The sequence below is a fragment of the Nostoc sp. CALU 546 genome, from assembly GCF_048836525.1.
The window spans coordinates 37,630-53,581 of sequence record NZ_JAWJTF010000011.1 but is presented as its reverse complement, the minus strand read 5'-3'; the positions used below and the strand labels follow the sequence as shown (position 1 = coordinate 53,581).

The following is a 15,952-nucleotide window of genomic DNA, read 5'->3' as shown; positions in this document are numbered from 1 at the left end:
AATGCCCAATGCCCAATGCCCAATGCCCAATGCCCAATGCCCAATCTTAAAATATCTGCTCAAAAGCCTCAATCAAGCTGTTAACTTCCTCCAGGGTGTTGTAATGTACCATACTCACCCGGACTATTCCACCTTGGGATGCTAACCCCAAGTATTCGATGAGCCGTTTAGCATAAAAGTCTCCGTAGCGAATCCCGATGTAATGTTGGTCAATTTTTGCTGGAATGGTTGAGCTATGCATTCCATCTACCACAAAAGATATAGTTGGCACACGAAATTCACGATCAGCCTTCGATTGACCAATCACTCGCACATTAGACTTGCTGTTGAGGTAATTTAGGAGGCGATCGCTAATCTTTTCTTCATGTAGGCTAATTAAATCAAACGCCTGTACCATTTGATTTCTCAAATCAGGTGCAGTTTCATGACCATAGTGTAATTGTGCTAATTCAGTTAAGTAATCACATAAACCTAACATTCCATAACATAGTTCAAAATTGACATTACCTAACTGAAATTTATAAGGTATATCTGTCTGTTCAATAAAATAATGGTTAAGACCAGGCAATCTTAATAAATGTTCTTCTTTGCCATAAAGTAAGGCATGATGTGGCCCATAGACTTTATAACAACTCAAAGCATAGAAATCGACATCCAAATCTTGAACATCAACTAATCTATGGGGTGCATAAGCTACACCATCCACACAAATCATCGCGTTGCGATCGTGTACAAATGCAGCAATTTCTTTAATTGGGTTGATGGTTCCCAGAACATTAGAAGCATGAGTCAAGGCTACTAGTTTGGTACGCTGACTCATCAATGGTTCTAAATCTGCTAAATGAAGTTCCAAGGTATCTGGGCGAATTTGCCACACTTTCACCTTCATTCCTTGTTTTTCAAGAGCAACCCAAGCACCAATATTAGCCTCATGGTCACAATTAGTAACAATAATCTCATCGCCAGGTGTGAAGGTTTGACCCAAACAAATTGAGAGAACTCTCAACATCATTGTAGTAGATGGGCCCATGACCACTTCTTTAGAAGAATTGGCATTAATGAAAGTCGCCATTCCCCTAGTTGCTAGAGCCAATCGTTCTCCTGCAAGTTGAGAAACCCCATACGAAGCTCCCAACTGGACATCAGAACTTAAGAGAAATTCGCTAATTCTATCTACTACTTTTTTCAGAGTTTGTGACCCGCCAGCATTATCAAAAAAAGTCCATTCACCAGCTAGAGCAGGAAAATATTGACGGACTTTATCAAGATTCAGGAGCATAGTATTATAAGTCCTCTAGAGAATGTTCTTTACCCTAGCCTAGCTTTTGACAAGTTGCCTAGATGTGCCAGCCTTCTTGCTCTGTAACAATCTATCTAGAGAGGGTATACTTGGAACCCCAAAGAGTATATTACTTACATATCTAACTTCCAGCAAGGATTAATGTCTTGATTCTTCACAATTCTCGCCAATTTTATTTGATAAGTTTAAGGGAGAGTCAAAGCAGCTATTGTTTTGATTCTTAATTCCTTGATTGAAAACAAAGGAACGACCTATGAACACTACCGTTACATACGACATCGAGGTTATCAAGGAAGAAGCACTTCAACTTGTCAAAAAGGGACTTATTAACCGTCAGCAGCCAATTTATACCCTCTGTAAATATCTTCCTCATCGTGACTGGGTTAATTTTGAACTTGAGTTAGAAAAAAACGAATTTCTACTCAGAGATAGAATTATCGACCTCCTGAATCACGAATCGTGGGAAGACGATTATGGCTGCATTTAGAGGCTGAATCCCCATTAGCAGCATCCCAATAAAATCAAAATTACAAATCAATGTTTCAGCATTAACAACCCTCGCATTAAGTCGAGGGTTATAAATAAGAGATTATTAAAGTAAGCAATAATTGTCTATTAGGGATTACAGTGTACACAAGTCTTTTAGAGGATGTTTTAAAAGTCTTCTAGTCGGTAGCAAAACGTTTTAGATCCCCCTAAATCCCCCTTTCTAAGGGGGATTTTTAGAGATTTTTTCCCCTTTTTAAGGGCTACGGTGTACACACAAGTCTGAAATAGTGGATTAACCAAGTTTTTACCCCACCCTAACCCTCCCCTTGCAAAGGGGAGGGAACTGGATTTTCTATTTCCCCCCAATGCATCGGGGGGATTAAGGGGGGTAATTAGACTTGTATGTACACCGTAGCCTTTTTAAGGGGGGTTGGGGGATCTAAAAGTGTCTAAAATTACAGCCAACCACTTTTAAAACATCCTTTTAGAAGTAAACCCAGAATCCGGTCGCGTAGTTCTAACTGCTGGGAATACGACGGGTTATTTTATACTAGTAGTGTTAATATTTTCTCCATCCGCGCAACTTTAGTATTGGTGTAGCCTCTCCTAGAGAAGTTTGCCACAGACATCGCTTCGTTTTCTGGCGCTGGCATCTTTCTATCCCGCTTGTGGTCTATATTACATGCAATTTTGTACCGCTATATATTTAATAGCGTTACAAAATTGTACTTGACGTACCTTTTTTTGTGCTGGATATTTTTAATATTCATAAGAGTAGCTTATTTAATATTAGGGATTTTTGCTATTTGTACTTATAGTAGTATTTCTGCTTACTTCAACTAAAATATCAGCATTATTATGTGTCATATCAAACTTCAGATATGAACAATTATCCGGAATGCTGCTAGTTTAGTTAGTAGTTTGATTGAAATGTACTTAAATTAAGAGATAAATTCCCTAAAATCAATATATTTATTCAGCAGATTTTGTCATCCCTATTCCTGAGTGAACTAGATTAGTTATGCTCTTAGATTTAGAAAGATTTTATCAGGCTTGCAATCCGAGCAGACCTCTAATCATAGGAAACCCTAGCGATCGCCGATACTATATTGATTTTGCTGCGGTGCGGGGTGGTAAAATCATCGAAGCTTTGCAGCGGACGATCGCTAGAATTTCGCCGGATATACCAACCTGTCAGCTATTTACAGGACATCTCGGCTGCGGTAAATCAACGGAGTTGTTGCGCCTCAAAGCTGAATTAGAAGTGCAGCAATTTCATGTAGTTTACTTTGAGTCTACCCATGTCTTAGAAATGGCCGATGTGGATGTGACTGATATTTTATTGGCGATCGCAGGACAGGTGAGTGAAAGCCTAGAAGCCATGAGAATCAGTCTCAAACCTACCTACTTTACCAAGTTGTTTGGTGAACTCGTCGATTTTCTGCAAACACCAATTGACTTTGGGGTAGAAGCAGAGTTGTCTGTGGGGATTGCCAAAATTACCGCTAAAACGAAAGAAAGTCCCCAATTGCGGCGACGGTTAAGAGATTATCTAGAACCCCGAACAGCAAATATTTTACAGGCAATTAATCAAGAATTGCTAGAACGTGCCATCAAGGAACTGAAAGCCAGAGGGAAAAAAGGATTGGTGGTAATTGTTGATAACTTGGATAGAGTTGCAATTCGACCTTTACCATCGGGGCGATCGCTACCAGAATACCTATTTATTCAGCGCGGTGAACAGCTACGCAAATTAAATTGTCATGTAGTCTACACTATTCCCCTAGCCCTAACTTTCTCCAACGATAGCGCCGAACTTCAGCATCGTTTAGGGGGAGGAGTCGCACCAAAAGTATTACCGATGATACCCGTGCGTCTACGCTCTGGCGAGATTTTTCCGCAAGGGCTAGCAATGTTGCGGCAAATGGTTCTAGCTAGAGCTTTTCCAGACATTTTGCCTAGCGATCGGTTAGGCTTAATTACAGAAGTGTTTGATAGTCTAGAAACCTTAGATCGGTTATGCCTGATTAGTGGTGGTCATGTCCGCGACTTACTGGGGTTATTGTTTGACTGTCTGCGAGAACAAGATCCACCATTTGAACGGGAATGTGTCGATTTGGTGATTCAAAGACAGCGAGATTACCGAGCCAACGCCATCGACCCCCATGAATGGGAATTAATCTTTCAAGTGGTGCAACAGCAAAGAGTTAGAGGTGATATAGAATACCACACTCTACTGCGAAGTTTATTTGTATTTGAATACCGGGATCATCAGGGAGCTTGGTTTGCCGTCAACCCAGTTTTAGCAGAGACGGAAAAATTTAAATCATGGTTGAACGACACCCACAAGTAGATGTAAGAGCAGCTAACGAGCGTGCTTTGCGAAGTTTGGGGAGAGCAATTGCCCTTTCTAGCGGTCAATTCTCCCTGGTTTTGGTGTGCTGCAATTATCGAGTTTTGCAAGAACTTATGCTGCAACGACTCGAAGAACTTTCTTCAGGAGTACACCGAATTCAAAAGGTAGTTCTGCCGCATAATGCTAGAAGCCTTTACACAAGTATTCATTTACAACTGGTAACTGAAGCTAATCCGCCATCGGCGTTGATGATTTTGGGTTTAGAGTCAGTAGATGGAATCGATGATTTACTGAGGTCTATCAATCATATTCGGGATGAATTTCGCAAACGTCACCCATTTCCAATGATTTTGTGGGTGAATGAAGAAGTGTTGCAAAAGGTAGTCCGTTTAGCACCAGATTTTGCTAGTTGGGCGGCTACACCGATTCGGTTTGAGATGACAACTCAATCATTGCGGCAATTTCTGCAACAGGAAACTGACTCTTTATTTGCTACGGTATTACCAACCGATGCTGCACAACATCAACCTCCTCAAGTTGCAAAGCATTATTCCACTGTGGAGCAAGTCTGGAAACATAGTTATGAACTCCACTTTGCCATTAAAGAGTTGCACAATCGTGGTATTACCTTAGAGCCAGAATTATACGCTAGTTTAGAATTTGTTTTTGGTCTAGATAATTATATTAGCGATCGCATCAATACAGCTTTAAGCCATTTTCAGCAAAGCTTGCAAGTTTGGCAAAAGTTGGCGGAGATAGGGGAAATCAATTCAAAATTCAAAATTCAAAATTCAAAATTGAATAAAAAGACTGGAGAAGATGAGGGGGATGAGGAAGACTTTACTTTCTCTACTACCTCATCTCCCCCTGCTCCCTTTACTTCCCCATCTCCCCCATCGCCTCCATCTCCCCTACTTCTGCGACAGGGAATTTTGCTATTTTATATTGGGCTGTGTTATTGCCGTTTTGCAGAGCAAAATCAAACAGAAAATCGCCGCCATTGGTACACAGCAAAATCTTATTTTCAGCAATGCTTGAATATCTTGCAGATGGCTGGGCGTTTAGATATAGTTGCTGGATTTATTAATCAACTTGCAGAGGTTTTGCAATATCTGCAAGAGTGGGAAGAGTTGCAGACGGTTGCTCAAAAGTCTTTGGAGTTACATCAAACTTATGGTAGTCAAATCCAATTAGCTTGTGACTACGGTTTTCTGGCGCAAGTGGCTGTGCAGCAGTCGCGGTGGGTACAGGCAAGTATATTAGCACACGTATCACTGCTGAAATTAGGTGAAGCGCAAAAGCACAACGACCCTTATAACTGCTTATTTCCCTTACTGCTGGGGCAAATTTCTTATTTAGTATTGGCGAAAGCACAGCGAAATTTAGGTGAGCTAGAAGTCGCTCGTGAATACTTAGACAAGGCAACAAAAGAACTGTCATCAGCATTAGAAAGTAGTGCCCATCAATACGATGCCCATCGTTATATTCGCTTATTGCGGACACTGCGATCGCTATACTTTGAAGAAGGGCGCTATTTGGAAGCCTATTACATTCGACAGAAACGCCGTTCTGTTGAGCAGCAGTACGGGTTTCGGGCTTTTATCGGTGCAGGCCGCTTGCAACCCCAAAGACAGGCGACAAACCCAGCATTGATGTCACATTCTGGAAGTAGCAGCGTCGCTTTAGAAATTGCGGCTTCTGGTCGGGAGCGTGATATTAATAACTTAATTGGCAGAATTAGCCGCGCTGATCAAAAGTTGACGGTGATTCATGGTCAATCAGGGGTGGGTAAGAGTTCCACTGTAACAGCGGGTTTAGTTCCAGCACTACAAAACCGAGCCATTGGCGATCAAATAGCTGTGCCTGTGGTACTACAAGTTTATACCGATTGGGCACGGGAATTAGGCAAATCTTTGAGTGAGGCGATGTCTAGTGACGCATCCCTTGCCGTTTACGCTGATATCAAGCCAGAAGCAGCCATTGAAGCGGAGGCTTTGCCCTACTTTGAAACACCTATTGCCATTATCAGAATTTTACAGCAACTCAAAGAAAATGCTGATAACCATCTGATCACAGTTTTAATTTTTGACCAGTTTGAAGAATTTTTCTTTGGTTATAGCGATCGCAATCAGAAGCAAGAGTTTGATAAATTTATTAGCGATTGTCTCAAAATACCATTTGTCAAAGTCATTCTTTCCTTGCGAGAAGATTATTTACATCGGTTATTAGACTTTAAACATCTTTCGGCACTAGAAGCGATTAATAACAATATTCTCGATAAGCATATTCGTTACCAGTTAAATAACTTTTCGCCAGAATATGCTAAAGCAATTATCCGAAAATTGACCGAGCGATCGCAGTTTAATTTAGAACCTGCTTTAATTGATGCTTTAATTGAAGATTTATCTACAGAATTTGGTGAAGTTCGCCCCATTGAATTACAAGTTGTCGGAGCGCAAATTCAAGATGAACGCATTACTACACTAGAAGAATATCAGCCATATCGACCCAACAAACTCATCGAGCGATATCTGAAGGAGCTGATTAAAGACTGTGGCCCAGAAAATGAACGAGCCGCGTTACTCGTCTTATACTTATTAACAGATGAAAGTAACAACCGACCTTTTAAAACTCGTGCTGAATTAGCGGCACAGCTAGCAGAGTTAGAAGATGCTGGCAAATTAGAGTTAGTATTAGACATTTTAGTGCGCTCTGGTTTAGTGGTTTTATTTCCCGATGTACCAGAACGCTATCAATTGATTCATGATTATTTAGTAGACTTGATTCGTTACCTGCAACAACAAGAATCTAGCTTACAAGTACAACTAAATCAGTTGCGTTATAAAGTAGAACAAAGTAAAGCTGAGATTGAGAGACTTAAAAGCGAACTTAGCCAAAATAAGCAGCGATCCAAATTGGTAGATTCTCATCCCCAACAGGGATTAGATTTATTAACAGAATTGCGGGAATTACATAAACGGGAAGAATTGAGTCAGTTAGAAATTGAGCAATTACGAGCTGAACTCAAAGAAAAAGAATTAACAGCAAAATTAGCAGAAAGTCAAAAGAAACAAAGACTTAGCGAAGCTCAATTAAATCGTTCACTAAAAATCGCCCTAACTGCTTCCTTTCTCGCCATATTCGGATTGAGTGTTTCCATCGTAACAGCAGTAGATAGCGAAATTAAAACCCTTAGTGCATCCAGTGAAGCCCTCTTTGCATCCCAAAAAGGTATTGATGCTTTAAAGGAAGGTTTAAAAGCGGGGAGAAAATTACAACAAACAGTCTGGGTAGATTCCTATACAAGAGAGCAAGTACAGACGGCGCTTTATCAAGCAGTTTCCGGGTTGAGAGAATATAATCGTTTCGACGGGCATATCTCTGGGGTAAATAATGCTACATTTAGCAGCGTTCCCCCTTGGGGTTGGCAAAGCCATCGCTCTTTAATTGCCTCGGCTAGTGCAGACACTACAATCAATCTCTGGCGTCCCGATGGCAGCTTGGTCAAAACCTTGTCGGGGCATCAAGATGTAGTTAATAGCGTCAGTTTCAGCCCTGATAGTCAAATCATTGCTTCCGCTAGCCAAGATAAGACAGTAAAACTTTGGAGTCGAGAAGGTCAACTGCTTGCTACTCTTTTAGGGCATCAGGGTGTAGTGAATAGTGTTAGTTTCAGTAAAGATGGTCAACTCATTGCTTCAGCGAGTACAGACAAGACAGTAAAAATTTGGAGTCAGGACGGTAAATTACTCAAAACCTTGCAAGGACATAATGGTGCAGTTTTGAGTGTTGCTTGGTCAACTGATGGTCAAACTATTGCTTCTGGGAGTGCTGACAACACCATCAAGCTTTGGAGTCGGAATGGTGAGTTGCTTAAAACCTTCTCAGGGCATAATGATGCAGTCTTGAGTTTAGCTTGGTCGCCCGATGGTCAAACTATTGCTTCTGCTAGTTTAGACCAGACAATTAAACTGTGGAATCTGGAGGGAAAGCTACTGCGAACCTTATCGGGGCATAGTGCTGGAGTTACCAGCGTCAGTTTTAGCCGTTATGGTAACACGATCGCATCCGCAAGTACCGACGAGACAATCAGACTTTGGAGTTCTCAAGGTATCTTGCTGGGAACCCTGAAGGGACATAATAACTGGGTTAACAGTGTCAGTTTCAGCCCAGATGGTCGTACCTTGGCTTCTGCCAGTCGGGATAAAACAGTAAAACTTTGGCGTTGGGACGATGTGTTACTGCGAAAGCCCAAAGCTAATGATGACTGGGTGACTAGCATCAGTTTTAGCCCTGGAGGTCGCACCTTAGCCGCAGCCAGTCGAGACAAAACTGTAAAACTTTTCAATCGAGAGGGTAAACTTCTCCGTAGTTTTACGGGGCATCAAGGTCAAGTTTGGGGAGTTAGTTTTAGTCCTGATGGTAAAGCGATCGCTTCGGCTAGTAAAGATAAAACAGTAAAACTTTGGAGTCGCAACGGTAAACTGCTCAACACCTTACAGAGTCATAATGATACCGTCTTGGGTGTAGCTTGGTCGCCGAATGGTCAAGTAATTGCCTCAGCTAGTAAAGATAAAACGGTAAAACTTTGGAGTCGAGACGGTATACTACTCAACACTTTGCAAGGACATCAAGATGCAGTGAATTGGGTAAGTTTTAGCCCCGATGGGAAATTCTTAGCCTCAGCCAGTGATGATAAAACCGTGAAACTCTGGAGTGTAGAGGGTAAATTACTATACACATTAACTGGTCATAGCCGCCGAGTAAATGGGGTTGCTTGGTCGCCTGATGGTCAAAGCATTGCCTCAGTTAGTATTGATAGCACGGTGAAGATTTGGAATCGAGACGGGAAACTGTTAAATAATCTCGTGGGCGATGGCGATAGTTTCATCAGTGTCAGTTTTAGCCCCGACGGCAAGACACTAGCAGCTAGCAGTGATGATAAAGTGAGAATTTGGAACCGAGAAGGGACATTACTGATTGCTTTGAAAGGTGATAAGCAAGAGTTAACCAGCGTTAGTTTCAGTCCTGACGGTAAGACTCTGGCTGCGGGTAGTGGCAATGGTACAGTGATTTTCCAGAATTTAGCAGATATCCAACTGGAAAAATTACTAGTACGGGGTTGCGATTTGCTGCATGATTATTTGCAGACTAACCAGAAGCTAATGAAAAGCGATCGCGCCTTGTGTTCTAGTAGGTGATGGAGAAGAATGTTGAAAGGACTTATATATTAAATTAATCATCTATCCAAATAATCCTAATTCATGCAAAAAATTGTATCCGATCCAAAAATAATGATGGGTAAACCTGTCATTTCAGGAACTCGTATTACAGTTGAATTAATTCTCGAAAAGCTTGCTGCTGGTGATCGCTAAACTTTTATCACAAAAAAGTAGTATCCCTCCAATTGCTATGTAGTGGATATAGTAATCCGGGGCGAGAATTTTGGATAAACAGCAGAAACTAAATCCAAAATTTTGTCTATAAGTTCACACGTATCTGGAATAACATCTGGTTGAGGACGCGGGTATTTTCTTGGAATTCTGTGAAGACGATGGAGAGGATTACCACAAGTATCGAATACTATGTCGCGTACACCTCCCCAGTGACCGTGTAAAAAAGTAGAAGTCCAGGAGTAGAAGCGATCATAGATATCCTTAACTCCAGCTGTTTCACTCATTTGTCTCAGATTGCTTTTTTCCCAATGACCAATATTAACAGGGAGATATTCTTGCCACATATCCTCATTTGCTAGGCGTTCCAGCCCTTCAATATCAACATAACTAGATTGAGTTCCAGATTCATCAAGTTTCAAAAAAGCTAGTTTTGCTTGACCAGCTCCAAAAACTCTATATGATTTCCACAGTTCTACATCATTTGTATGAATTAAATAAGCTAAAGTTATGTAACACTCTACAATTGTACGTAGAGCAGTACGACCCATGATGGAGTGGCTATTGCCAATTCTTAATAACTCCTCAATCAAAGCAAAACAGTAAAAAGCTAATCCGAAGACTGTATCATGACGTGCATCAATAGCGCTTGTATTTGTTGTAAGGTAACAATGCTCAACTAGTAGCTCGTATACTTGCCGCACTTGCTCTACTGAAGTTCCAATTGTAAGCTTCTCATGCGTCTTGGAGAAATGAAGGGGAAAGCAAGGCGTTGCAATTAGGCATTGTTTCCAGAATTCTTGAGACCAATTCAAATGAGATTCTGTATCTAAAGAAATTGGAGGTTTACTCATATCAAGAGAAATCTCCGCCGCTCGAATCGTTGGACGAACCTTTCTCATGTCACCATAATTTGGGTAATAAGCAATCTCTTTAGCTGTTTCTTCCAAAGATGACGGAAAAAGCAATTTACCAGCAGTCATTGTACATACCAAACGAAGCCAACGACAATCTGTCGCTGCTTGCGATTGGTGATCTAATGTGTTTGCAACAGCATTCATTAAAGGTTCCCAAGTTGGCTGAGTCAATATATCGCTTAAGGATTGTGCCCAAGATTGATACCCCGGTAGCGACTGGAGTAGAAGTAAAGGATGTAATACTTCTTTGCATATTGGGTCTGAGATTGTAGAATCTAAAAAATGTTTTAATTTATCTGAAGACAAGTTCGCCAATCCAGAATGAGTAATGTCATGAAATTTCTCTTCTTCTGGTAGCTTGAAGATGTAGTCTGCAACTCTCCGAAATATTTTAAGAGCGTACTCACGAGGTAGATGTGTAATCAACAGAGCAGCCCATAACATCTCTGGGAGACGTTCAGATAACCATGAGCTAAATTCAGTATTAGGAAATTGTGCTAAGGGTGGCAGTAGATTTTTCCCCTGCATTTTGTGTTGGGCAATGGTGGAATAGTTACGATGAGTAGACTGTTTAGACTGTTGTTTACTCTTTTGTTTTTTCTTAGTCATCTTAGTAGTTAGCCTAAAATGGATTAATAACTTGTTTTGAGGTTTTGGTTTAGCAAAACAGGTATAAAGGATGAGACTTTACCTTTCCACATTGAAAATTATAGTCTTAATGTAGTATAAATATAATACATTAAGACTAGTATGCTAAGACATTGATATAGTCTAATATTATTTGTATATATTAAAACTTAGATATTGGTAATTTTTACGTAAAATCAGAAAAATTGCCTTTATGAGTCAGCCTGATACAAAAGCGATCGCTCCTGACACCAACCAAAGGTGCGATCGCCTTCCATTACCCAACCTCAAGCCGTTATTTCAGAACTACGGCAGAAAAATCAGCTAGGACTCATAGACAAAGCTGTACATCTTAGTAGCATTGAGTAAAGTACCCGTCAGCAAGAGAGCGAGGGCGATGTACGCAACCGTCACACAACCACTGACTTTTGAAGAGTTTCTTGCCTGGGACGATGCTTCAGGCAGAGAGTTTGAGCTATTGGATGGGATTCCCGTGCCATTATCAGAACCAAATGCAAATCATGAGGATTTGATCGAGCGACTGTGTGCTTACTTAGAAAATCACTGCCAAGAAAATGACCTGCCTTACGTATCGCGCCAGTCCAAGCAGGTTCGGCTCAAAACAGCACCAGGCGAAAAGGAAAAAAGCCGGAAAGCAGATATTGTCATATTTGCAAGAGTTGAATGGCAGAGGATGAAAACGATCTCTAGTTCTGCTGCTGCATATATTCCACCACCCGGAATCATTGAGGTTGTTAGCAACAACTGGAAAGACGACTATCTGACAAAACTTGCTGAATATGAAGACTTGGGCGTTTTCGAGTACATCATTGTGGACTATGCTGCTTTTGGTGGCATTCGGTTCATTGGCTCTCCCAAACAGCCAACCATTACAATCTACCAACTTGAAGGTGCAGAGTATTTACCCCCAAAGGTGTTTCGAGGGCAGGATCGAATTGATTCTAGATTGTTTCCGAACATTCCCTTAACGGCTGAACAGATTTTTGCAATGAGTCGCTGATTAGCAATGAAGAAATTTATCAAACAGAATTCAGGAGTGCTGGGTACTGGTAGGGAGTTATTAATCTCCCCCAGGCCCTCTCCTCCTTTCTACCGTCAAACAGCAAAATCACTGCGTCGGTAGTTTCGGGTGTGTAGTCGAATATTTTGCTACGATGCCAGAAATCTCAGGGTTGTAAAGCCTCAGATAATTCCAGTAGTTGCCAAATACTTGACGCACATAATTTTTGGTTTCATCAAAGGGAATTTCTTCCACAAACTCATCTGGATCTTGTGTAGTTAGAGTTTGCAGCCATTTGGAGACATTACCGGGGCCAGCATTGTAACTAGCGATCGCGAGCAAGGAATTATTGTTATATTGCTCATGGGTATGATCCAAATACCATGTACCCATCATGATGTTATCGTTGGGATTTTCTAGACTTATTGTTTTGAAATCCACTTTGATTTGTGGGGCGATCCATTTAGCTGTACTCGGCAACACCTGCATTAAGCCAGTAGCATCAGCCACAGATTTGATTTTTGGTTCAAACCGTGACTCTTGACGCATCAGAGCAGTTACTAGCAGAGGATTGAGTTGACGCTCAGTAGACCACTTTTGAATCTCTCGAAAATAAGGAAATGGATAACGGGCTTGCCAGTAGATGATTTGTTTGCTCAGAGTCTCATATTGCGTTTGTTCAGCTGGTATTTCTCGGTCTTCCAATTTAGAAATTTTGTCAATTCCGATGAGATTTTCTCCCCTTGCCAGCCGCATCAACCCTTCAGTAAATTGCTCTGCTACCGTTGGCTGAACTTTGTTTTGAAATTCTGTTTGCCATTGTAACCAGGCATCACGGTCTTGACCCAGCAGATACAATTCTTTGAAAGTTTCAGAACCAGCAGGTGGTAATGGACGCTGGGGTGTGATTACTTCTGGGTTCATGACGCGCACGTTGTCAAAGTTGCCGACATTCAACCCCAGCATCGTCGCCGATCGCCATGCATAGTAAGAGTAAGGAAACTGACTAATCACATACTCATAAGCAGTTTTAGACTCCTGCTGTTTGCCTAATGAAGCTGCCCATTTCCCTACCCAAAAGCCGGCTCTTGGAGCCAAAATACTATTGGGGTTGTTGGTGACAATTGGTTCTGCCCATTGCCAAGCCCCGACGTAATCTTTGGCTTTGGCTTTATCTGTGGCTATTTTCCAGCGGTATTCTGCGGCTTCATCAGAATTGCCGTATTTGGCTATGAGTAATTGCCACGCCGCGCTAGCTGATTTTTGGTCTTTGAGAGTTTGGAGAGTTTTAGCTTTTTGTACCAGTGCAGTACCAGCTTGTTTCGGAAATTTACTAATTACCTGGTCAAGATAAGGTAAGCCTTCTTTACCGGTTTTTGCGGTTTCTGCTAACCGCAGTAGGGCAGTTCCAGCTTCTTCGGTATTTGGAAATTGTTGGACTAATTGTTTATAAGTAGCGATCGCTTTTTCTCGATCTTTGCCTCCTACTTGTAACCCCCGTGCAGTACGGTAGAGGTTGCGCGGTGTTTTAGGTGCTTTGGCATAAGCATTACCTGCTTTGAGAAATTGACTATTTTCCCAATAGCTTGTACCAATGATTTCCCAGTCTTCGGGTTTGAGATTCGGCTGTTTTACTAGCTGATCTAAAACGCCTACTATGCCTGGTTGATCGTAGGCATATTTAGCCAAAATTAATTGTAATTGTGGCTGATTGGGATTTTCTTGTAAGCGTTTGCGGATAATTTCCCAAGTTAGAGGATTGGAAGGAAATTGAGCGATCGCCGTTTCTTGTTGCTTTGGCTGGGCAATCAGATATAGCGCTTTTACTGTAGCCGCTTCTTTGGGATACAGTCTCAGCACACTTTGCCTCAGATCCGAAGCTTTGCCATCCTCGCCCAGCATATCCTCTGCCTGGGCTTGTTTGAGCAAAATATAAGGCGCGAGAACAGGATAGTCTTTCTCTAATCCTTGGAGTAAAGCTAAGGCTTTTTGCGCTTGGGTTCTTTCAATGTAATCACTCGCCAAAAGATAACGAGCGCGATTCCGGTCTGGCGATCGCGATTCTTGGGCGATCGCTGCTAGTTTTGCCGCCCGTTCTGGCAGCGATTGTGATATCAGTGGAAAGACCGCTGATTGGGCAATGCTAGCCTCTGATGTTGACTCTGCTTGATTCTGACTCAGTTTGAGCCATTGTCCAAGGGATTTGCCAATCTCTGGTGCTGATACCATTGCCCCGGCTAAAAAGGCAAACAGTGCCGCACCCGCAATTATCGAAATCTGCTTTTTTTGTAGTTTCTTCAGCATGAATACCCGCTGAAAAGTTCCGGTGAATTTCCTGAAACTCTAACACTCCTAACCATCAGTGTGTCCAATTTTTAATTTTAGATTTTTCATTTTATGTAGAAAAATACTAATTTTCAATCCTACGGTTGGCAGTATTGAGTTACTAGCACATATTAAATACTATTACATCTATCTTGGGTTAAAAAACCCGCCTCTCCGTAATTCAGCTAGGGCGAAGAATTGTTCCAGCTAATGTTTTGTATGAAGATAAAATGGGTTCTGTACGTCACAATCTCCAGAAACTAGCACAAGTGTTATTGCGGTGGTACGGTAGAGGCCATCACGGAAAATGAAAATTAGTTAAATGACCAATGACTAATGACTAATGACCAATGACCAATGACCAATGACTAATTATGAAAACTTTTCTTGCAGATACAGAGGCGACGCTACGCTTAGGTATTACTCTTGGTGAATCCCTGACCCCTGGCACTGTAATTCTACTAGAAGGTGATTTAGGCGCTGGTAAAACTACCCTAGTTCAAGGCATTGGCAAAGGTTTGGGAATTGCTGAACCCATTGTTAGTCCAACTTTCACGCTAATTAATGAGTACACAGAAGGACGCCTCCCCCTTTACCACCTAGATTTATATCGCTTAGAACCACAAGAAGTTGCAGCCCTGAATTTAGAAATTTACTGGGAAGGTGTTGAAGTCATACCAGGAATTGTGGCAGTTGAATGGGCGGAACGATTGCCCTACAAGCCAGATAGTTATCTAAGCGTAAGTTTGACTTATGAGCATGGGGGCACTCGTCAAGTCGAACTAATACCATTCAATTGTGCCATTAGCAAAGTCATAGCCGCGATTTAATTTTTTGATCGCAACACTAAAAAATTTCTGCAAATAGTTGAGGGAGAATTCCACACTCGTCCTATCTGCCACTACCACGCTCACCACTATAAGTCACTAACATTGTTATCTCAACCCAAAAATCTCAAATCAGTTTTTCTTCAATCTAAAATTGGCAGTCAGCAAAGCCGACGCCGGTTACTATAAATTTGGGAAAGTTTGCAACGCCCTGGCTCTCTTTAAAAAGGGAGTCAATCCAGGGGGGAATCTTATCCGAATAGTATTGAACCTACAGTAATTCTTAACTAAGCGGGATATATATTCAGGATTAGCATCTAGTAGCTTTATTGCTGTAATAAGCAGTTAAAAACTGATTTAGATGGTTTGTGTACGAATCAAGCAAGTGTCAATAAACTGTTGTTGGGTTAAATGAGAGTTTTTACAGAATTTAGTCAGTTTGGTTAAACAGATTATTTCCCTACTGTCATTTGGAGAAGCAATCTGAATTATTTAGCAGCGAAAGCTAGCAGAGAAAAGTTAAACAATAATCAATTCTGTATAAGTCCTCTAACTTCCCTTACACTTAGTATTCCCAACTTAGGTTAGTAATCTATACAAAAAAGAAACTAGTTTATAAATCTGTAAAACTAATTTTAATAATTTTAACTAGCAACAAATTCTTGTATTCACATCTGTAATTAGCACTGATGTGAAG

9 protein-coding genes are annotated in these 15,952 nt (G+C 41.3%); 6 read left to right on the top strand and 3 right to left on the bottom strand.

Translation table 11 applies throughout. The features are described from left to right. Nucleotides 1-46: 46 nt before the first annotated feature. The gene (locus tag RRG12_RS08105; RefSeq protein ID WP_420758927.1) at nucleotides 47-1,279 is read right to left on the bottom strand and encodes a cysteine desulfurase-like protein; all 1,233 of its coding nucleotides are present in this window, start codon (nucleotides 1,277-1,279) and stop codon (nucleotides 47-49) included. 274 nt (nucleotides 1,280-1,553) lie between these two features. Between RRG12_RS08105 and RRG12_RS08100 the strand changes: the two genes are divergently transcribed. The 4 genes from RRG12_RS08100 (at nucleotide 1,554) to RRG12_RS08085 (ending at nucleotide 9,520) form a co-directional block, all read left to right on the top strand. Further along, nucleotides 1,554-1,787 carry a DUF4327 family protein gene (locus RRG12_RS08100; protein ID WP_420758926.1) on the top strand — a complete coding sequence of 78 codons (234 nt, stop codon included), beginning with the start codon at nucleotides 1,554-1,556 and terminating at the stop codon, nucleotides 1,785-1,787. Between the two features lie 1,023 nt (nucleotides 1,788-2,810). After that, the gene (locus RRG12_RS08095) at nucleotides 2,811-4,142 is read left to right on the top strand and encodes a P-loop NTPase fold protein (protein WP_420758925.1); all 1,332 of its coding nucleotides are present in this window, start codon (nucleotides 2,811-2,813) and stop codon (nucleotides 4,140-4,142) included. Next, a complete protein-coding gene (locus tag RRG12_RS08090) occupies nucleotides 4,118-9,346 on the top strand; it encodes an eIF2A-related protein (RefSeq protein ID WP_420758924.1) in 5,229 nt (1,742 codons plus the stop codon). Before RRG12_RS08095 ends, RRG12_RS08090 begins: the two co-directional genes overlap by 25 nt. 63 nt (nucleotides 9,347-9,409) lie before the next feature. Continuing rightward, nucleotides 9,410-9,520, top strand: coding sequence for a DUF433 domain-containing protein (locus RRG12_RS08085; protein WP_420758923.1), 111 nt, complete (start codon nucleotides 9,410-9,412; stop codon nucleotides 9,518-9,520). A gap of 35 nt (nucleotides 9,521-9,555) precedes the next feature. Here RRG12_RS08085 and RRG12_RS08080 read toward each other — a convergent pair whose 3' ends face one another. Next, complete coding sequence (locus tag RRG12_RS08080; protein ID WP_420758922.1) at nucleotides 9,556-11,064, bottom strand: DUF5677 domain-containing protein; 1,509 nt, start codon at nucleotides 11,062-11,064, stop codon at nucleotides 9,556-9,558. Between the two features lie 415 nt (nucleotides 11,065-11,479). On the opposite strand from RRG12_RS08080, the gene RRG12_RS08075 reads away from it, so the two are divergent. Further along, nucleotides 11,480-12,103, top strand: a complete 624-nt coding sequence (locus RRG12_RS08075) for a Uma2 family endonuclease (protein WP_420758921.1) — start codon at nucleotides 11,480-11,482, stop codon at nucleotides 12,101-12,103. 108 nt (nucleotides 12,104-12,211) lie between these two features. Here the strand turns inward: RRG12_RS08075 and RRG12_RS08070 are convergent, their stop codons facing one another. Beyond that, nucleotides 12,212-14,407, bottom strand: a complete 2,196-nt coding sequence (locus RRG12_RS08070) for a transglycosylase SLT domain-containing protein (protein WP_420758920.1) — start codon at nucleotides 14,405-14,407, stop codon at nucleotides 12,212-12,214. Nucleotides 14,408-14,802: 395 nt separating this feature from the next. On the opposite strand from RRG12_RS08070, the gene tsaE reads away from it, so the two are divergent. Further along, nucleotides 14,803-15,258 (top strand): tRNA (adenosine(37)-N6)-threonylcarbamoyltransferase complex ATPase subunit type 1 TsaE, encoded by a 456-nt coding sequence (tsaE, locus tag RRG12_RS08065; RefSeq protein WP_069069829.1) that lies wholly within the window; start codon nucleotides 14,803-14,805, stop codon nucleotides 15,256-15,258. Nucleotides 15,259-15,952 lie beyond the last annotated feature (694 nt).

Coding starts and splice junctions, on each gene's coding strand:
- RRG12_RS08095 (WP_420758925.1), top strand. CDS start 2,811: ATGCTCTTAGATTTAGAAAGATTTTATCAGGCTTGCAATCCGAGCAGA.
- tsaE (WP_069069829.1), top strand. CDS start 14,803: ATGAAAACTTTTCTTGCAGATACAGAGGCGACGCTACGCTTAGGTATT.
- RRG12_RS08075 (WP_420758921.1), top strand. CDS start 11,480: ATGTACGCAACCGTCACACAACCACTGACTTTTGAAGAGTTTCTTGCC.
- RRG12_RS08100 (WP_420758926.1), top strand. CDS start 1,554: ATGAACACTACCGTTACATACGACATCGAGGTTATCAAGGAAGAAGCA.
- RRG12_RS08090 (WP_420758924.1), top strand. CDS start 4,118: ATGGTTGAACGACACCCACAAGTAGATGTAAGAGCAGCTAACGAGCGT.
- RRG12_RS08080 (WP_420758922.1), bottom strand. CDS start 11,064: ATGACTAAGAAAAAACAAAAGAGTAAACAACAGTCTAAACAGTCTACT.
- RRG12_RS08105 (WP_420758927.1), bottom strand. CDS start 1,279: ATGCTCCTGAATCTTGATAAAGTCCGTCAATATTTTCCTGCTCTAGCT.
- RRG12_RS08070 (WP_420758920.1), bottom strand. CDS start 14,407: ATGCTGAAGAAACTACAAAAAAAGCAGATTTCGATAATTGCGGGTGCG.
- RRG12_RS08085 (WP_420758923.1), top strand. CDS start 9,410: ATGCAAAAAATTGTATCCGATCCAAAAATAATGATGGGTAAACCTGTC.